The following is a 16,445-nucleotide window of genomic DNA, read 5'->3' as shown; positions in this document are numbered from 1 at the left end:
AAGACCACGACGGGCGCGAGGCCGAGGGTGCGGTCGAGATCGGCGGCGGCGGCCGCGGCGCGGTCTCGCCGCCGCGTGCTCGGCATCCACGTCGACGACATAGCCGACCACCTCGCCGCCGCCATCCTCGCGCTGCGTGATCCGGCGGGCGAACAGGAGCCAGCGCCAGCTCCTGTCGGGCTGCCGGGCACGCCAGTCGAGGGTGGCGGTGCCGTCGCGCAGCACGGCGCGGACGAACTCCTCGAAGGGCGGCGTCTCCGGCGCGTAGATCCGGGTGAAGGGGTCGCGGTCGACTCCCGCTCCGGCCAGCCGGTCACGGCCAGGTGGTCGCCGCCGCGGTAGAGCAGGCGGGAGCCACCGTCGGGCGCGCAGTCGCGGTGGAAGAGGATCACCGGCATGCCGGCATGCAGCCGCTCGACCTGGGCCCGCCCGGCCTCGAGCGCCGCGGCTCTCCTGCTGGCCGGGCGGGCGCGCTCGGCGGTGATGTCCTGGACATAGCCGACCACCTCGCCGCCGCCATCGGCGCGGGGCCGGACCAGCCGCCCGACGGTGCGCACCCAGCGCAGGCTGCCATCCGGCTGGCGCAGGCCTGCAGTCGTTGGTGCCGCTGCCGGCGGCAAGGATCCGCCGCATGGATTGGGCGGCAGTCAGCGAGCCGGGGCCGAGCAGCGCGTCGAGATCCGCCCGGTCGGCGAGCGTCGCCGCCGGCCAGCCGAAGACCGCTCTCCAGGTCGCCGCCGCGATGCAGCAGCACGGAGCTGCCATCGGCGGCGACGTCGCGGTGGAAGATGACAGCCGGCAGCCCGGCCTGCAGCCGCTCCATCTGGGCGCGGCCCTCCTGGCAGCGCCGCGGCCTCGCCGGCCTGGGCCGCCTCGGCCGCCGCCGCCAGCGCATATTCGGCCGAGACGTCGAGCACGTAGCCGACCACCTCGCCGCCGCCATCCGGCCGCAGCACCAGCCGGCGCGCCTGGCTGCGCATCCAGCGCAGGGTGCCGTCCGGCGTTCGCAGCCGCCAGTCGAGCCGGCCGGTCCCGTCGCGCAGCACCTGGGCTTCGAAGCCGGCGAGGGCGTCGCCTCCCCGCCCTCGACCAGGCCGGCCATGGTGGCGGCGTCGGCGAGCTTTGCGGCCGGCCAGCCGGTCACCGCCTCGATGTCGCCGTCGCGGTAGATCAGGCGGGTGGTGCCGTCGGCCGCGAGCTTGCGGTGGAACAGCACCGCCGGCAGGGCGGCGTGCAGCCGGGCGACCTGCGCCCGGCCTTCCTCGAGCGCCGCGGCCTCGCGCTGCAGGGCGGCGCGGGCCTCGGCGGCGGCGCGGTACTCGGCATCGACGTCGAGGACGTAGCCGACCACCTTCGGCGCCGCCATCCGGCCGGCGGGCGATGCAGCGCGCCACGGTGCGGACCCAGCGCAGCGCGCCGTCCGGGCGGATGATCCGCCAGTCGACCCGGGCCCGGCCCTCGCGCATGACCTGCTGCAGGAACGCGGCGATGGGCGGCGCGCCCGGGCCGCTCAGGTGGTCGATGTCCGGATAGGAAGCGCGGGGAGGCGGCCGACCAGCCGGTCACCGCCTCGACATCGCCGCCGCGATAGGCCAGCCGGCTGCTGCCGTCGGGCGCCACCTCGCGCAGGAAGACCAGGGCCGGCAAGGCGCCGTGCGCAGCCGGAGGATCTCGTCCCGCCCGGCCTGCAGCGCCGCCGCCTCGCGCTGCGCCGCGCCGGCAACGCGCGCGGCGTCCGTGCTCCGCCGCCCGGATGCTGGCCAGGGCCAGCCCGGCGAAGCCGATCACCACCGCGATCAGGGGGGCGGCCAGGAAGACGAAGCCGCCGAAGGCGAGCGCGCAGGCCGGCCAGGGCGAGCCCGGCGCGGGCCAGCAGGCCGAGGCCGGGCAGCAGGGTCAGCAGGCCGAGCGCGAGCGCAGCGCGGCGCAGCCCGGGACTGCCGCGCAGCCGCAGCACCTCCTGCGCGCCGAGCAGCAGCAGGCCGCCGAACAAGGTCCCGGCGGAGGGCGGCGCGCAGCTCGGCATGGGCCCGCAGCGGCGGGAGGCCGGCGCAGGCCAGCACCCAGAGCAGCGGCGGCAGCAGCACCCAGGGCCAGGCCAGCCCGGCGCCGCGCAGCCGCCGCGCCCCGGCCCAGAACAGCGCCCAGCCCAGGGCATAGAGCGGCGTCGCGCCGAAGGTCAGCAGCGGCTCCGGCACCCGGCCGCGCTGCGCATAGAGCAAGGTGGCCAGCGCGCCGAGGCTGCAGAAGCCGGCCCAGGCCGCCAGCCAGTCCGGCCGCCCGGCGGCGCGCCAGGTGGCCAGCAGCAGCGCCGCGGCCATGCCGGTGAGCACCGCGCTCAAGCTCAACATGGTGGCGAGGTCGAGGGTCATGAGCATGGCGGCGGTGTCCCTCGGCGAAACGGGCGCCGGGCAGGGCGAGCCGCCAGGATCGGCAGGGGCCCGGCACGCAACCGATGCGGGCCTTCTTCAGCTTTCATCGCCTGGAAGCAACTACTGGCTCACGGTTCCGCGATCTCTATTCGCCATGGCCCATCCGTTGCGGGGTCATGGACCTGCCGGGCGGCGGCGAACCCGAGGCGGCGCGGCGCGCTTCCGCCGGCACCATGCGGGGCGATCGGCCGCGGCCCGGCCCCGCCCTGCCCGAACGGGGAACCGCCATGCCACGCCTCTCGCTTGCCGCCGTCCTGCCGCCGCTGCTGGTCGCGGTGTTCGTCGTGCTCTTCCTGCACCAGCGGATGGCCGACCCTCCGGTCCCGCCGCCACCCGCCACCACCGCCGCGGCGCGCGAGGCGGCCGGGCAGACCGCGGCCACCGTCAGCGCCGCCCCCGGCGTCGAGCCAGGCGCCAGCACCGGCGGCCCGGCGGAGCCGGCGCGCCGCCATCTCCGCCCCGCCGCCGGCGGCGATGGACCCGGTGCCGGCCGGCACGCGGGATGTCGCCGCCGCCCGGCAACCCACCCTCCTCCGCCACGCCGCTCGCCCCCTCCGGCGAGCCCTCGCGCGCCCCGGGCGGGGGCTGAAGGCGCGGCCCGCCGCGGCGGGCCGCCGGTATCCCCTCCCCGGCATCCGGGCTAGGTTGTGCACTGCGGGAGTGGAGTCGCGGGCATGGCCTTCGTGGTGGCGGTGGCACAGCAGAAGGGCGGGGCCGGGAAATCGACGGTCGCCGCCAACCTCGCCGCCACGCTGGCCGCGCTGGGGCACAAGGTCGCCTTGCTCGACATCGACCCGCAGGCCTCGCTCGGCCGCTGGCACGCCGAGCGGCTGAAGCGCGGGCCCAAGGCGGGCCGGCTGGATTTCGACACCGCCGCCGGCTGGCGGGTGCCGGCCGCGCTCGACCGGCTGCGGCCGGGGCATGACTACGTCATCCTCGACACCCCGCCGCATGCCGAGACGGAAGCCAAGCTGGCGATCCGCACCGCCGACCTGGTGCTGATGCCCCTCCAGCCCTCGCCGGCGGATCTCTGGGCCTGCGAGGCGACGCTGAAGCTGGCGAAGGAGGAACGGCGCCGGGTCGCCGCGGTGCTGAACCGGGCGCCGGCCCAGGGCCGGCTGAAGGCCACCATCCTGGCGGCGCTGGAGAAGCAGGGCGTCGCCGTGCTCGACCAGGCGATCGGCAACCGGGTGCAGTTCGCCAATGCCTTCCTCGACGGCCTGGCGGTGACCGAATCCGCGCCGAAGGGCCCGGCCGCGGCGGAGATGCGCGCGGTCGCGGCCGAGATCATCGCCCTGGCCCGGCGCAAGACCTGAGGATCATGCATGCTTGGCAAGCTTCTCTACACGCTGCACCTGCTCGGTGCGGTGCTCTGGGTCGGCGGCATGGGCTTCGCGCTGCTGGCCCTGCGCCCGGCGCTGGCGCCGCTCGAGCCGCCGCAGCGGCTGCTGGTGCACCAGGGCGCGCTGAAGCGCTTCTTCCTGATCGTCTGGCATGCCATGCCGATCCTGCTGCTGACCGGCTACGCGCTGCTGTTCGGCTGGTATGGCGGCTTCGCCGGCTCCGGCTGGCACATCCATGCCATGCACCTGGCGGCGATCATCATGGCGGCGGTCTTCATCGGCATCGTCACCGGGCCGTGGAAGGAATTCCGCGCCGCCATGGCGCGGGAGGACCGGCCGGCCGCGGCCGCGGCGATCGACCGGGTGCGGCAGCTGGTCACCGCGAACCTGGTGCTCGGCCTGCTGACGGTGGCCGTCGCCGCCTGGGGCCGCTTCCCCGGCTGATGCACGCTCGGGCAACATCCCGGCGACACACTGCGTTCGCCCCGCGCAACCGGGCCAGGATCGACCGACCGCCATGACCGCCTCAGGCATCGAGATCAGCGAGGACGACTACCCGGAGATGGATGCGGTCGCCGCCATCCAGCGCGGGTTGCACGCCTTCAACCAGGAGATGGGCGGGCCCTACGACCGGGAACCGGTGACGGTCCTGGCCCGCGACGCGGCCGAGACGGTGCGCGGCGGGCTGCTCGGCCTGACCTACTGGAACTGGCTGTTCATCGATTGGCTCTGGCTGGCGCGCGATACCCGCGGCCAGGGCCTCGGATCGGAACTCCTGACGCGGGCGGAGGACATCGCCCGCAAGCGCGGCTGCACCGACGCCTATACCGACACCTTCAGCTTCCAGGCGCCGGGCTTCTGGGAACGCAACGGCTACGTGGAATCCGGCCGGCTCGACCACATGCCGCGCGGCCATTCTCGCATCTGGTTCCGCAAGGCGCTGTGACCCCGGACCTCGTCCTCGAGGTCTTGGCGCGGCCCTCGGCCGCCGACCGGCATGCGGTGGGGCGCGGGCTCGGCGCCTACAACCGCGCCGCCTATGGCCGGCTGCGCGGCAGCGCCCGCTGGATCCTGGCGCGGGACGCCGCGGGCACGGTGCAGGGCGGCGCCAAATGCGAGGTCGCCTGGGGCTGGGTTTATGTCGACTGGCTCTGGGTGGCGGAGGGGATGCGGCGGCAGGGCCTCGGCGGGCGACTGCTGGCGGCGGCCGAGGCGCTGGCGCGCGCGGAGAGCTGCCTCGGCGTCCACCTGAACACCTGGTCCTTCCAGGCGCCGGAATTCTACCGCAAGCAGGGCTTCGCCGAGGTCGGCCGGGTCGAGGACATGCCGCCCGGCGCCATCCGGCACTGGTTCGCGAAGCGCATCTAGGGTCCACTCCCCCGGAATCGAGGACCAGGGAGATCGCCATGAAAGCCGCCGTCGTCACCGCCAGCGGGGTGCAGGTCCAGGATGTGCCGGAGCCCAGGCCAGGGCCGCAGCAGGTGCTGGTCCGGGTCCGCGCCGCCGGGCTCAACCGCGCCGACCTCGCCGTCGCCGCCGGCCATGCGCATGGCGCGATCGGCGGCGCCGGCACCATCGTCGGCATGGGATCCGCCGGCGAGGTGAGTCGCGACCGGCGCCGAGGTGCCGGGCTCGATCGCGCCGGGCATGCGGGTCATGGCCAGCGGCGCCGCCGGCTCATGCCGAGTACGCGCTGGCCGATTGGGGCCGCGTCTTCCCGGTGCCCGACGCCAACATGGGCTGGGTCCAGGCGGCGACCCTGCCGATCGCGCTGCAGACCATGCACGACGCGGTGGTCACCAATGGCGGGCTGCAGCGGGGCGAGAGCATCCTGATCCAGGGCGCGTCGTCCGGCGTCGGGCTGATGGGGATGCAGATCGCGAAGCTGATGGGCGCGAAGCAGGTGCTCGGCACCTCCCGCAACCCGGCCTGGCGGGCGAAGCTGGCCGAGTTCGGCTGCGACCTGGCGATCGACACCGGCGATGCCGCCTGGCCCGACCAGGTGCTGGCGGTGACCGGCGGCCGCGGCGTCGAGGTGATCGTCGACCAGGTCTCCGCCAGCGTCGCCAACGGCAACCTGAAATGCTGCGCGATCCTCGGACGGATCGTGAATGTCGGCCGGCTCGGCGGCTTCACCGGGGAGTTCGACTTCGACCTGCATGCGGCCCGGCGCATCCGCTACATCGGCGTGACCTTCCGCACCCGCTCGGTCGAGGAGGTGCGGGAGATCGTCCGCCGCACCCGCGCCGACCTCTGGTCCGCAGTCGAGGCCGGCACCCTGCGGCTGCCGATCGACCGTACCTTCCCGCTGGCCGAGGCCCCGGCGGCGCTGGCGCACATGAAGGCCAACCAGCATTTCGGCAAGATCGTGCTGGAGTGCTGACATGGACGGGATCGACTCGCCGCCCGCGTAATGTATAACGCGGCACCGCCGACCTGAGGTTCTGCATGACAGTCCAATGCCCGACGGCCCGCCGCCGGTCGCTGCTCCGCCTGGGCGCCGGCGGCGCCGCCGCCCTGGCGCTGCCCGCCTGTTCCCTGCCGGTGCGCGGCCCCGCCGTGCCGCGCGGGGCGGCCAGCAGCGCGACGGTGCTCGGCCTGCCGAACGAGCGGTTCTTCCCGACCGAGCCATCCGGCCAGGCGGCGCTGCAGCGAGGATTCATCGCCGCCGTCGAGCGCAAGCTGGTCGCGCGCGGCTTGCCGCCGACCGCGCCGCTGCCGAAGCTCGACCTGCTCGGCATCTCGGGCGGCGGGGAGAACAGGGCCTTCGGCGCCGGGCTGCTGAACGGCTGGACCGAGCGCGGCGACCGCCCCGAATTCTTCCTGGTCACCGGCATCAGCACCGGCGCGCTGAGCGCCCCTTCGCCTTCCTCGGCAGCGCCTGGGACGAGCCGCTGCGACGCGTCTACACCGAGATCACGCTGAAGGACGTGATCATCCAGCGCCGCATCACCGCGGCGATCTGGAACGACGGCATGGCCGACAACAGCCCGCTGTTCCGCACCATCTCCCGCTACATCGACGCGGCGATGCTGGCCGAGATCGCCCGTGCCTACGAACACGGCCGCCTGCTGCTGATCGGCACCTCGGACCTCGACGCGCAGATGCCGGTGATCTGGAACATCGGCGCCATCGCCGGCAGCGGCCACCCCAATGCGCTCGAGACGATCCGGCGCATCCTGCTGGCGTCGTCCGCCATTCCCGGCGCCTTCTCCCCCGTGCTGTTCGACGTGACAGTGGACGGCAAGCACTTCCAGGAGCTGCACGTGGATGGCGGCGCCTTCGCTCAGGTCTTCCTCTATCCCAACAGCGTCTCACGTTACCGGCAGGACCGGATGGCGCGGCGCCTGCCGGTGGCACCGGCCCGGGCCTGGGTGATCCGCAACGGCCGGCTCGATCCCGAATGGGCCTCGGTCGACCGGCGGACGATGGGCATCGCCAGCCGGGCGGTCACGTCGATGATCTCCTCCGCCGGGTACAACGACGTGTGGCGGATCTATTCCGCCGCCGAGCGCGACGGCGTGGGCTTCAACCTGGCCTTCATCGGCCGCGACTTCACCGTGGAATACGACAAGCCCTTCGACCAGGCCTATATGCGCCCGCTGTACGAGTATGGCCGGCAGCGGGCGCTGGCCGGCGATCCCTGGGTGAAGCGCCCGCCGCTGTAGCGGCGGACCTTACAGGATCGGCCGCCAGGGCGCCGGCAGCGGGCTGTAGCCCTCCGCCTCCTTCCGCACCTGGCCGGGGCCGGGGAAGTCCATGTGCATCCCGGCCACCGGAAGCCGGTCGGCAGTTGCGCCTCGCCGAGCAGGCGGCGGGATTCGGCCAGGTCGGCCTCGCCGGAGATGGCGGGCGGCAGGTCGATGACGCCGTCGCCGACCGCGGTGACCTCGATCCCGCCGGTCCGGGCGCGGTGGAGGCTGGCAACCTGGCGGCCGGCGGGCGGGGCGGCGGCGAAGCCGGGGATCGCGGCGAGCGCGCCTGCGCCCGCGAGCAAGGGGCGGCGGGCTCCCTGAGGGTCGCGCTCGTGCGGGGCGCGTTTGGTTGGGGGAGCGTAGCGGATATGCGGGTGGGGAGAAGCCGGGGCTCCGCCCCAGGCCCCGGCGGAGGGACGCCGCCCCTCCGCACGCCCCGCCAAAGGCCGAAGGGCCTTCGGGAACCTGGAGTCCCGCAGCGATCAGCAGCCGGGGCCGATCTCCCGCAGGTCGTCCGGCGTCACCTCGCCCTCGGCGCTGCTGAACACCGGCGCCCGGCTGCCGCCCTGCTGCGCCACGCCGCTGATCCGGTGCTGGCCGCTGTCATAGACCGTCACCCGCCCGTCCCGGCGGATCGCCAGCCGCCGCGCCTCGGGGAAGAAGGCGTATTGCAGGCCGTCCTGCCCGCCGCTGCTGGCGGGCTGGCCGAGTTCCTCCGGCCACCAGGCCGGACCGAAATCCAGTGGCTGCATCGGCTTCATCGGTTCCACGGCGCGAGCCTCCTGCTGCATGCCACCGAGCAACGCCGCGCCGACGCTGCGGTTGGCGCTAGCCCCGCGCCGCCAGCAGCACGCCGCCCAGCGTCAGCACCAGCGCCATCAGGTGCCGCATCCCCAGCGGTTCCCCCAGCAACGCCGCACTGGAGAACACCCCTATCACCGGCACCAGCAGGCTGCCCATGGCCGCCAAGCCGGCCGGCAGCAGCCGCAGCGCCCGGAACCATGCCAGGTAGGCCGCGCATTGCGCCACCACCGCCACATAGATCAGGCAGCCCCAGCCCATCCAGGTGACGCGGCCGAAGTCCAGCGTCTCGAAGCCGAAGGCGATCACCCAGGCCGGCAGCGTGCCGATGGCGATCTGCCAGGCCACAAGCGGGACCGGCGGCATCGCCACCGGCCAGCGCTTGGTGAAGACCGCGCCACATGCGAACATCAGCGCGGTGCAAAGGATGGCCGCCACCCCCGGCAGCTTCGCCGCCAGCGCCGCGACGCCGCCCGACAGCGCCCCGGCCATCAGCAGCGTGACGCCGGACAGCCCCAGCCCCAGCCCGGCGAAGCGCTGCCAGCCCGGCCGCTCCCCCAGCACCGGCCAGGCCAGCACCGTGGCCCAGACCGGCATGGTGTAGGCGATGATCGCCGCCTCCGCCGCGTCCAGCCAGAACAGCGACAGCGGCGCCACCACGGACCAGGCGGAGACGTTCAGCACCGAGGCGACGGCCAGCCGCCCCCATTGCCCCCGGCCCGGCCAGAGCCGGTCGCCCTGGGACGCGGCCACCGCGACCAGCAGCGACACCGCGCCCAGCGCCGCGACGACGCGGAAGGCATAGGGCGGCCAGTCCCGCATCAGCAGCTTCATCACCGGCCAGTTCAGCCCCCAGGCCGTCGCGGTGACCATCAGGTAGCCGAAGCCGCGCAGCGGCAGCGCGCCCTTCTGCGCGGCGACTCTCCAAGACAGCAGCGCGGCCACCCGGGCCACCGCCGCCGGCGGCAAGGGTCCCTGCCCGACCGCGGCGATCGCCGCCTCCAGCTGCCCGACGGAGGCCGTGCCGATCAGCGCGCAGCCCATCCCGGGCGCGAAGGCGGCGTAGCGGATGGCAAGCTCGGCCAGCGACCCGGCCACGTCCTCGGCCACCAGCGGCGACAGCCGCCGCGCCGCGGCGACGTCCTCGGCATAGCTGCCGGCCGAGGCGATCGGCGCCACCTCCGGCATCGCCACCGGGTGCCGCGCTTCCTCGCCGGAGAGCGCGCCGGCGGCGAGGATGCGGATGCCGATCAGCCCGACGCCGTTCGCCGCCGCCACCTGGCCCAGCTGGGCGAAATCCTGGGCGACGACGCCCTTGTGCGCCGGCGCCAGCCAGCTCGGGTTCAGCGCGTTGAAGGGGGTCTGCGCGGTGTCGAAGGCGCCGCTCTCCAGCACCTTGCGCAGCGCCGGCACCGTGCCGAGCGCGGTGATGCCGAGGAAGCGGCACTTGCCCTGGTCGCGCAGCCGCTGCAGTGCCGGCACCGCCTCCCCCAGCACCTGCTCCACCGTCATCCCCTCGGGCGTGCCGATCTCGTCATGCAGCTGGAACAGGTCGACGCTGTCGCGGCCGAGCCGCCTGAGGCTGGCCTCCAGCGAGGCGGCGATCGCGCCGGCGATGTCGCCGCGCGTGGCCGGGGGCAGCCGCACCTTGGTGCCGAGGATCGGGTCGGCGCCCAGCGCCTTCAGCGCCCGGCCCAGGCTTTTCTCCGACTCCCCCATGCCGTAGAAGGCCGCGGTATCGACATAGGTGATGCCGGCCTCGAAGGCCCGGGCCAGCGAGGCCTCCTGCTCGGCCGCCGTCCCCCGCACCATCAGCCCGCCGACCGCCCCGGCGCCGTAGCCCAGGACCGAGACCCTGAGCCCTGTCCGCCCCAGCACGCGCTGTTCCATCCGTCGTCCCTCCCGGCTTCGTGGCGCCGGCGATCCACGTCCCAGGTGTTTCCACCCGGGACGATCGCAGGCTATCCCGCCACCTTCGCCCGCCGCTTCCGGCAGGTCCACCTCGCCCCCGGGTTCCATGATCCGCCTCACCGAGCTTCGCCTGCCGCTGGACCACCCCGAGGACGCGCTGCGCGCCGCCATCCTGGCGCGGCTCGGGGTGGGCGACGCCGCGCTGCAGGCGGTGCAGGTCTTCCGCCGCGGCTACGACGCGCGGAAGCCGCGCGCCATCATGCTGGTCTACACGGTGGACGTGGCGGTGCAGGGCGAGGCCGCGCTCCTGGCCCGCCATGCCGGCGACGCGCGGATCGGCCCGGCGCCCGACACCGGCTACGAATTCGTGGCGCGCGCGCCAGCCGACGCGACGCGGCCGATCGTCATCGGCACCGGCCCCTGCGGCCTGATGGCGGCGCTGGTCCTGGCGCAGATGGGCTTCCGGCCGATCATCCTCGAGCGCGGCACGGTGGTCCGCGAGCGCACCAAGGACACCTGGGCGCTCTGGCGCCGCGGCGTGCTGAGCGCCGAGAGCAACGTGCAATTCGGCGAGGGCGGCGCCGGCACCTTCTCCGACGGCAAGCTCTATTCCGGCATCAAGGACCCGCGCCATCTCGGCCGCAAGGTGCTGACGGAGTTCGTCAAGGCCGGCGCGCCGGAGGAGATCCTCTACGTCTCGAAGCCGCATATCGGCACCTTCCGCCTGGTGACGATGGTCGAGAGCATCCGGGCGCAGATCGAGGCGCTCGGCGGCGAGTACCGCTTCGGCACCAAGGTGGTCGACCTGGTCATCGAGGCGGGCGAGCCCCGCCGCATCCGCGGCGTGGTGCTGGAGAGCGGCGAGAGGCTGGCCGCCGACCAGGTCATCCTCGCGGTCGGCCACAGCGCGCGCGACACCTTCCGCATGCTGCGCGACCGCGGCGTCTTCCTAGAGCAGAAGCCCTTCAGCATCGGCGTCCGCATCGAGCATCCGCAGTCGATGATCGACCGCGTCCGCTTCGGACCCAACGCGGGCAACAAGCTGCTGGGCGCGGCCGACTACAAGCTGGTGCACCATTGCGGCAATGGCCGCAGCGTCTACAGCTTCTGCATGTGCCCAGGGGGCCGCGTCGTCGCCGCCACCTCCGAGCCCGGCCGCGTCGTGACCAACGGCATGAGCCAGTACAGCCGCGCCGAGTTCAACGCCAATGCCGGCATCGTCGTCGGCATCTCCCCCGCGGACTATCCGGGCGACGTGCTGGCCGGCGTCGAGTACCAGCGCCACTGGGAGAGCCTGGCCTTCCAGGCCGGCGGCGGCGACTACCGCGCCCCGGCGCAGCTGGTCGGCGACTTCCTCGCGGGGCGGCCGAGCACCGCGCTCGGCGATGTCATCCCGAGCTACCAGCCCGGCGTGACGCCGACCGACCTGGCGCGCTGCCTGCCGGACTTCGCCGTGACGGCGATGCGCGAGGCGCTGCTGGCCTTCGACCGCCAGGTCCCCGGCTTCGCCCGGGCGGACGCGGTGATGACCGGGGTCGAGACCCGCACCAGCAGCCCGCTGCGGATCCGCCGTGGCCTCGACCTGCAGAGCCTGAACACGGCGGGTCTCTTCCCCGCCGGCGAGGGCGCGGGCTACGCCGGGGGGATCCTCTCGGCCGGCGTCGACGGCATCCGCATCGCCGAGGCGCTGGCCCTCGTCGCCACCGGCCAGCCGGTGCCGCGCGAGCTCAGCCGCGGCACCGAGACGCCCGTCACCTACGGCTGACCCCGCCGCGGCGGCTCAGGCGAAGGCCAGGTCGCCCAGCGCCGGATGCAGCAGCGCGGCGGCGTGGTCGATGCCGGAGGCCAGCGGGTCCGGCAGCAGCGGGTGCTCGGGCTCGAGCGGATGCGCCGCGGCCATGGCGGGGCTCAGCTGCTCGAGCGTGTCGGCATGCAGCGGCGCGTCATGCTGCGCCAGCGTGACCGGCAGCGCCGCCTGGCTGGCGTCGAGCGCCGGATGCGCGGCCGCCGGCAGCGGATCCGCCGGCTTCGCAGCGGGGGCCGCCGCCACGCCAGGCTCGGTTGCCTGCACCGGATCCGCCAGGTGCGCCGGGCCAGCATCCTGCGCCGCCGCCGGCGCCTGGATACCGGCCGGCGCTTTGGTCGCGGCCGGCGTTTCCACCGCAGCGAGGTGAACCGGACCGGCCTCCTGCGCCGCTGAAGGCGTCGCCTTCGCCGAAGGGTCTGCGACCACGGGCTGGGTCGCGGGCGCATGCGGCTCGACCGTCGCGAGCAGGGCCTTCACCGGGTCGGCAGGCTGCGCCGCGCCGGGAACGGCCTCCGGCCCCGGGAGGTACAGCGCCGAAGCGCCGGCCTCCGCCACGGCCGGAACGGCCGGCGCCTCGTTGGCCGGCGCGGCGGGACCATGCATCGCGGCCGGCGTCGTCGCAGCATCGGGCTGAAGCGCGCTCGCCGGCTCCGCCGGCGCATGCGGCATGGCCACCGCCTCGGTGGGCTTCCCCGTGGCGGCCTCCGCGACCGCAGGGACCGGTGGCTGTGCCGGGCCGCTGCCCGGCGCGGCCTTCGCGGCCTCCGCCAGGCCGGCAGATACGGCGGCGCCGCCGACGGTCTCGGCCGGCCCCCGGCCTCAATCGCCCCGGCCGTGGCCGCGTGGACGCCGGCCTGCGCCAGGCTCGCCACCACCAGACCGACCGGGCCGCCGGCCGGCGTCGCTTCGGTTGCCGGACCGGAGGCCGCGGCCCCGGCCGCATGGCCTTCGGCCACGGTCGTGCCGGCCACGGCCTTCGCCGGATCCGCCGCACCGGCCGCAGCCAGGACGCCGGTGGCGGCGGCGCCGGGCAACGGCGTGCCGGCCCCGGCCCCTGCCGTGTGGGCATCGCCGAGGACCAGGCCGGCGGCCGCCTTCGCCGCATCCGCCGCGCCGGCCGCAGCCAGGACGCCGGTGGCGGCGGCGTCGGGCAGCGGCGTGCCGGCCGCCGCCTTCGCCTCCGTCGCAGCGGCCGGCAGGCCGGAGGCCGCGACCGCGTGAGCATCGGCCGGGACCAGGCCGGCGGCCGCCTTCGCCGCATCCGCCGCGGCCAGAACGCCGGTGGCGGCGGCGCCGGGCAACGTTGTGCCGGTCGCCGCCTTCGCCTCCGTCGCAGCGGCCGGCAGGCTGGAGGCCGCCGTTCCCGTCGCATGGCCATCGGCCAGGACCGTGCCCGCCGCGGCCTTCGCCGCATCCGCCGCGCCGGCCGCAGCCAGGACGCCGGTGGCGGCGGCACCGGGCAACGCTGTGCCGGCCGCCGCCTTCGCCTCCGTCGCAGTGGCCGGCAGGCCGGAGGCCGCGGCTGCGTGAGCATCGGCCGGGACCAGGCCGGCGGCCGCCTTCGCCGCATCCGCCGCGCCGGCCGCAGCCAGGACGCCGGTGGCGGCGGCACCGGGCAGCGCTGTGCCGGCCGCCGCCTTCGCCTCCGTCGCAGCGGCCGGCAGGCCGGAGGCCGCGGCTGCGTGAGCATCGGCCGGGACCAGGCCGGCGGCCGCCTTCGCCGCATCCGCCGCGCCGGCCGAAGCCAGGACGCCGGTGGCGGCGGCGCCCGGCAACGCTGTGCCGGCCGCCGCCTTTGCTTCCGTCGCAGCGGCCGGCAGGCCGGAGGCCGCCGCTCCCGTCGCATGGCCATCGGCCAGGACCGTGCCCGCCGCGGCCTTCGCCGCATCCGCCGCGCCGGCCGAAGCCAGGACGCCGGTAGCGGCGGCGCCGGGCAACGCTGTGCCGGCCGCCGCCTTCGCCTCCGTCGCAGCGGCCGGCAGGCCGGGGGCCGCCGTTCCCGTCGCATGGCCATCGGCCAGGACCGTGCCCGCCGCGGCCTTCGCCGCATCCGCCGCGCCGGCCGCAGCCAGGACGCCGGTGGCGGCGGCACCGGGCAGCGCCTTCGTCGCATCGGTGGCGGCGATGCCGGTCACCGCGGCCGCCTTCCCTGTCGCCACGCCGTCCACGGCGCCATCCGCGGCGGCAACGCCTTTCGCGCTTGCAGCCTTCACCGCAGCGGCCTCCGCCTGCCGCGCGGCGGACTGCCCGGCCGGCCCCTCGCTTTCCTTGCCCTGCGGCACATCGACGGCAGCGACCACCGCCGGCGCCGCGGCCTTGGCGGCCTCGAGCTTCGCCGGCTCGACCCTGGGCGTCTCGACCAGCTCGGGCGTCGCATGCCGCGGCGCAGGCGCGACCTGCTGCGGGGCCTCCGCGGCACCGCCGCCGGGGTCGCCAGGGGGCCGGGCACCGGGCCGGGATCGAAGGCCAGGCTCTCGGTCACCGGCTTCAGCGCCGGCGCCGCCTCGGCCGGCCGCGCCGCGGCGGGGCTCAGCACCGAGGGTGCCGCCGCCTCGGCCACCACCACCGGCCTGACCGCCGGGGCCTCGAGCTTCTCCGCGCCGGCCGGCGCCTCGGCCGGCTGCACCGGCCTGGCCGCCGCCTCGGTCTGCGCCATCGCCTTGGCGCCGAGCGCGGCGGCCTTGGCCGCCTCGGCCCGCGCCGCCGCCTCCTGCGTCGCGCCGCGGAAACTCGCCGGCAGCACCGCCGCGGCGGCATCGGCCTGCATCACCCCGGCCGCCAGCCGAGCCCCGGCGGCGTCCTCCGCCGCGGCCGCCGCCGGCCGCAGCATCGCCGGCAGCACCCATTCGGCGACGAAGCGGGCGCCCTCCAGCGGCGTCGCCGCGGCCGAGGCCGCGAGGCCCGTGCCATGCGCCCAGCCCGGTGGCATGCCGGGCGCCCAGCCCGGCACCGGTGCCGCCCCGGCGCCTGCCGCCAGGGGTCGCGCCATCGGCGCCGGTATCCGTCCCGCCACTCGCCTCGGCCCATTGCTGGGCGGCGTCGCTGCCGCCGCGGGCCAGCGGCGGCGCGGCCGGGTCGTGTAGCGGGAGCCCCTCCGCCGCCCCGTCCGGCGCATGCCGGCCGAGCAGCATCAGCAGCACCGCGCCATAGATCCCGAGCCCGGTCGCCTCGGTCCAGCTCACCGCGCCGCGCAGCTTCTCGTGCAGCCGGGCGCGCGCCCAGGCGGCATTGCTGGCCATCTCCTCGCGCCGGGTGATGACCCGGGCCGGGATCCGGGCTTCGGCTGCCGCAGCGGCGGCAGGTCGCTCTCGTCGAGGAAGTCTTCGTCGCGGCGGGAGGCAAGCCGGAGCCGGAGCTTCGGGCGGCCTGACCGATGATGCACCATGACGCGTTCTCCCTGGCTGTCGCGGCGCCGCCCAGGGGTGGGTGCCGGGGCGGGTGCAGCCGAGGGATAGTATACGAGATCTAACAACGGGCCATCGGCATCGGCACACGACACCGTGGGTGGAGGCTGGGCGCGCCCGGCTGCGACCCACGGGACACGGCCTTGCGGCGCCGGCGGGTGCTTGCGAGGCTGCCAAGACAGCCAAGCAAGGGAGAGGAACGCCAATGCGCGTCGCCAACAAGACCGCGCTCGTCACCGGCGCCGCCAGCGGCATGGGCGCCGCCACCGCCAGGCTGCTGGCGCGGAGGGGGCCAGGGTCGCCGTCGCCGACATGCTGGAGGAGGAGGGCCGCGCCGTCGCCGCCGAGATCGCCGCAGCCGGCGGCACCGCGATGTTCCTGAAGCTCGACGTCGTCGAGGAGCCGCAATGGGAGGCGGCGGTCGGCGCCGTGCTCGGCGCCTGGGGCAGGCTCGACGTGCTGGTGAACAATGCCGGCATCTCCGGCAGCGCCACCAGCGACCTCTACGACACCGGGCTCTGGGACCGGATCATGGCGGTGAATGCGCGCGGCTGCTTTCTCGGGGTGAAATACGCGGTGGCGGCGATGCGGCGCGGCGGCGGCGGGTCGATCGTCAACCTCTCCTCGATCTCCGGCGTCGTCGGGCAGGAGCGCATCCACTGCGCCTACAACGCCTCGAAGGCCGCGGTGCGGCTGCTGACCAAGTCGGTCGCGGTGCAGGAGGGCGCGGCCGGCATCCGGATCAACAGCGTCCATCCCGGCCTGATGCCGCCGATGCGGACCAGCGGCGCGACGGCCGACCCGGTCTTCCGGGCGAAGATGCTGGGGCATGTGCCGCTCGGCCGGTCGGGCGAGGTGGACGAAGTGGCGCGGGCGATCCTGTTCCTGGCCTCGGACGAGAGCTCCTACATGACCGGGTCGGAGATGCATGTGGACGGCGGCTACCTGGCCTGCTGACCTTGGCGTGAGGGCGGACGGCCGGGCGCCCACCCGTCCCGCCGCGCACTTTCATTCGTCTCCCGTCGCGAGATATGGTGCGAGCGCTGGCGCTG

The 16,445-nt window shown here is 75.4% G+C and carries 18 protein-coding genes; 10 read left to right on the top strand and 8 right to left on the bottom strand.

Annotated features, from left to right (window positions below):
• Positions 1 to 388: 388 nt before the first annotated feature.
• Together ACQ86J_RS36350 and ACQ86J_RS36345 are read right to left on the bottom strand one after the other, a co-directional pair.
• On the bottom strand, positions 389 to 1,366 hold the full coding sequence (locus tag ACQ86J_RS36350; RefSeq protein WP_431269324.1) for a hypothetical protein: 978 nt from the start codon (positions 1,364 to 1,366) through the stop codon (positions 389 to 391).
• Positions 1,367 to 1,796: 430 nt separating this feature from the next.
• The gene (locus tag ACQ86J_RS36345; RefSeq protein WP_431269323.1) at positions 1,797 to 2,378 is read right to left on the bottom strand and encodes a hypothetical protein; all 582 of its coding nucleotides are present in this window, start codon (positions 2,376 to 2,378) and stop codon (positions 1,797 to 1,799) included.
• Between the two features lie 281 nt (positions 2,379 to 2,659).
• Here ACQ86J_RS36345 and ACQ86J_RS36340 point away from each other — a divergent pair, with 281 nt between their 5' ends.
• The 5 genes from ACQ86J_RS36340 (at position 2,660) to ACQ86J_RS36320 (ending at position 5,143) form a co-directional block, all read left to right on the top strand.
• The gene (locus ACQ86J_RS36340) at positions 2,660 to 3,076 is read left to right on the top strand and encodes a hypothetical protein (RefSeq protein WP_431269322.1); all 417 of its coding nucleotides are present in this window, start codon (positions 2,660 to 2,662) and stop codon (positions 3,074 to 3,076) included.
• Positions 3,077 to 3,106: 30 nt separating this feature from the next.
• On the top strand, positions 3,107 to 3,748 hold the full coding sequence (gene parA / locus ACQ86J_RS36335) for a ParA family partition ATPase (protein ID WP_431269321.1): 642 nt from the start codon (positions 3,107 to 3,109) through the stop codon (positions 3,746 to 3,748).
• Positions 3,749 to 3,757: 9 nt separating this feature from the next.
• Positions 3,758 to 4,219, top strand: a complete 462-nt coding sequence (locus ACQ86J_RS36330) for a CopD family protein (protein WP_431269320.1) — start codon at positions 3,758 to 3,760, stop codon at positions 4,217 to 4,219.
• A 73-nt stretch (positions 4,220 to 4,292) separates the two neighbouring features.
• Positions 4,293 to 4,721: a GNAT family N-acetyltransferase gene (locus ACQ86J_RS36325; RefSeq protein ID WP_431269319.1), complete on the top strand. Its 429-nt coding sequence runs from the start codon at positions 4,293 to 4,295 to the stop codon at positions 4,719 to 4,721.
• On the top strand, positions 4,718 to 5,143 hold the full coding sequence (locus ACQ86J_RS36320; protein ID WP_431269318.1) for a GNAT family N-acetyltransferase: 426 nt from the start codon (positions 4,718 to 4,720) through the stop codon (positions 5,141 to 5,143). The genes ACQ86J_RS36325 and ACQ86J_RS36320 overlap by 4 nt, the downstream gene beginning before the upstream one ends.
• Here the strand turns inward: ACQ86J_RS36320 and ACQ86J_RS36315 are convergent.
• A complete protein-coding gene (locus tag ACQ86J_RS36315) occupies positions 5,140 to 5,433 on the bottom strand; it encodes a hypothetical protein (RefSeq protein ID WP_431269317.1) in 294 nt (97 codons plus the stop codon). The two genes, ACQ86J_RS36320 and ACQ86J_RS36315, sit on opposite strands and share 4 nt — an antisense overlap.
• A 62-nt stretch (positions 5,434 to 5,495) precedes the next feature.
• On the opposite strand from ACQ86J_RS36315, the gene ACQ86J_RS36310 reads away from it, so the two are divergent.
• From ACQ86J_RS36310 to ACQ86J_RS36300, 3 genes are all read left to right on the top strand, one after another.
• A complete protein-coding gene (locus ACQ86J_RS36310) occupies positions 5,496 to 6,158 on the top strand; it encodes a zinc-binding dehydrogenase (protein WP_431269316.1) in 663 nt (220 codons plus the stop codon).
• Between the two features lie 65 nt (positions 6,159 to 6,223).
• A complete protein-coding gene (locus ACQ86J_RS36305) occupies positions 6,224 to 6,700 on the top strand; it encodes a hypothetical protein (protein ID WP_431269315.1) in 477 nt (158 codons plus the stop codon).
• Positions 6,701 to 6,705: 5 nt separating this feature from the next.
• The gene (locus ACQ86J_RS36300; protein WP_431269314.1) at positions 6,706 to 7,443 is read left to right on the top strand and encodes a hypothetical protein; all 738 of its coding nucleotides are present in this window, start codon (positions 6,706 to 6,708) and stop codon (positions 7,441 to 7,443) included.
• Between the two features lie 509 nt (positions 7,444 to 7,952).
• Here ACQ86J_RS36300 and ACQ86J_RS36295 read toward each other — a convergent pair.
• Together ACQ86J_RS36295 and ACQ86J_RS36290 are read right to left on the bottom strand one after the other, a co-directional pair.
• Positions 7,953 to 8,231 carry a hypothetical protein gene (locus ACQ86J_RS36295; protein WP_431272659.1) on the bottom strand — a complete coding sequence of 93 codons (279 nt, stop codon included), beginning with the start codon at positions 8,229 to 8,231 and terminating at the stop codon, positions 7,953 to 7,955.
• Positions 8,232 to 8,298: 67 nt separating this feature from the next.
• Positions 8,299 to 10,161 carry an aldo/keto reductase gene (locus tag ACQ86J_RS36290; protein WP_431269313.1) on the bottom strand — a complete coding sequence of 621 codons (1,863 nt, stop codon included), beginning with the start codon at positions 10,159 to 10,161 and terminating at the stop codon, positions 8,299 to 8,301.
• 127 nt (positions 10,162 to 10,288) lie between these two features.
• Between ACQ86J_RS36290 and ACQ86J_RS36285 the strand changes: the two genes are divergently transcribed.
• A complete protein-coding gene (locus tag ACQ86J_RS36285) occupies positions 10,289 to 11,947 on the top strand; it encodes an NAD(P)/FAD-dependent oxidoreductase (RefSeq protein ID WP_431269312.1) in 1,659 nt (552 codons plus the stop codon).
• A 15-nt stretch (positions 11,948 to 11,962) separates the two neighbouring features.
• Here the strand turns inward: ACQ86J_RS36285 and ACQ86J_RS36280 are convergent, their stop codons facing one another.
• The 3 genes from ACQ86J_RS36280 to ACQ86J_RS36270 are packed head-to-tail and all read right to left on the bottom strand — an operon-like array spanning position 11,963 to position 14,978.
• Positions 11,963 to 12,466 (bottom strand): hypothetical protein, encoded by a 504-nt coding sequence (locus ACQ86J_RS36280; protein ID WP_431269311.1) that lies wholly within the window; start codon positions 12,464 to 12,466, stop codon positions 11,963 to 11,965.
• A complete protein-coding gene (locus tag ACQ86J_RS36275; RefSeq protein ID WP_431269310.1) occupies positions 12,463 to 14,202 on the bottom strand; it encodes a hypothetical protein in 1,740 nt (579 codons plus the stop codon). The genes ACQ86J_RS36280 and ACQ86J_RS36275 overlap by 4 nt, the downstream gene beginning before the upstream one ends.
• Complete coding sequence (locus ACQ86J_RS36270; RefSeq protein WP_431269309.1) at positions 14,199 to 14,978, bottom strand: hypothetical protein; 780 nt, start codon at positions 14,976 to 14,978, stop codon at positions 14,199 to 14,201. The genes ACQ86J_RS36275 and ACQ86J_RS36270 overlap by 4 nt, the downstream gene beginning before the upstream one ends.
• Positions 14,979 to 15,705: 727 nt before the next feature.
• On the opposite strand from ACQ86J_RS36270, the gene ACQ86J_RS36265 reads away from it, so the two are divergent.
• On the top strand, positions 15,706 to 16,350 hold the full coding sequence (locus ACQ86J_RS36265) for an SDR family NAD(P)-dependent oxidoreductase (RefSeq protein ID WP_431269308.1): 645 nt from the start codon (positions 15,706 to 15,708) through the stop codon (positions 16,348 to 16,350).
• Positions 16,351 to 16,445 lie beyond the last annotated feature (95 nt).

Source organism: Dankookia sp. P2 (genome assembly GCF_050632255.1).
In the GTDB taxonomy this organism is placed as follows: domain Bacteria; phylum Pseudomonadota; class Alphaproteobacteria; order Acetobacterales; family Acetobacteraceae; genus Paracraurococcus.
This window is presented reverse-complemented; position numbering and strand designations above follow the sequence as displayed.

What these genes read in the sequence shown, in the direction of transcription:
- ACQ86J_RS36330 (WP_431269320.1), top strand. Translation starts at nt 3,758, where the DNA reads ATGCTTGGCAAGCTTCTCTACACGCTGCACCTGCTCGGTGCGGTGCTC.
- ACQ86J_RS36305 (WP_431269315.1), top strand. Translation starts at nt 6,224, where the DNA reads ATGACAGTCCAATGCCCGACGGCCCGCCGCCGGTCGCTGCTCCGCCTG.
- ACQ86J_RS36350 (WP_431269324.1), bottom strand. Translation starts at nt 1,366, where the DNA reads ATGGCGGCGCCGAAGGTGGTCGGCTACGTCCTCGACGTCGATGCCGAG.
- ACQ86J_RS36345 (WP_431269323.1), bottom strand. Translation starts at nt 2,378, where the DNA reads ATGCTCATGACCCTCGACCTCGCCACCATGTTGAGCTTGAGCGCGGTG.
- ACQ86J_RS36265 (WP_431269308.1), top strand. Translation starts at nt 15,706, where the DNA reads ATGCTGGAGGAGGAGGGCCGCGCCGTCGCCGCCGAGATCGCCGCAGCC.
- ACQ86J_RS36285 (WP_431269312.1), top strand. Translation starts at nt 10,289, where the DNA reads ATGATCCGCCTCACCGAGCTTCGCCTGCCGCTGGACCACCCCGAGGAC.
- ACQ86J_RS36290 (WP_431269313.1), bottom strand. Translation starts at nt 10,161, where the DNA reads ATGGAACAGCGCGTGCTGGGGCGGACAGGGCTCAGGGTCTCGGTCCTG.
- parA (WP_431269321.1), top strand. Translation starts at nt 3,107, where the DNA reads ATGGCCTTCGTGGTGGCGGTGGCACAGCAGAAGGGCGGGGCCGGGAAA.
- ACQ86J_RS36340 (WP_431269322.1), top strand. Translation starts at nt 2,660, where the DNA reads ATGCCACGCCTCTCGCTTGCCGCCGTCCTGCCGCCGCTGCTGGTCGCG.
- ACQ86J_RS36325 (WP_431269319.1), top strand. Translation starts at nt 4,293, where the DNA reads ATGACCGCCTCAGGCATCGAGATCAGCGAGGACGACTACCCGGAGATG.
- ACQ86J_RS36315 (WP_431269317.1), bottom strand. Translation starts at nt 5,433, where the DNA reads ATGACCCGCATGCCCGGCGCGATCGAGCCCGGCACCTCGGCGCCGGTC.
- ACQ86J_RS36270 (WP_431269309.1), bottom strand. Translation starts at nt 14,978, where the DNA reads ATGGCGCGACCCCTGGCGGCAGGCGCCGGGGCGGCACCGGTGCCGGGC.
- ACQ86J_RS36295 (WP_431272659.1), bottom strand. Translation starts at nt 8,231, where the DNA reads ATGAAGCCGATGCAGCCACTGGATTTCGGTCCGGCCTGGTGGCCGGAG.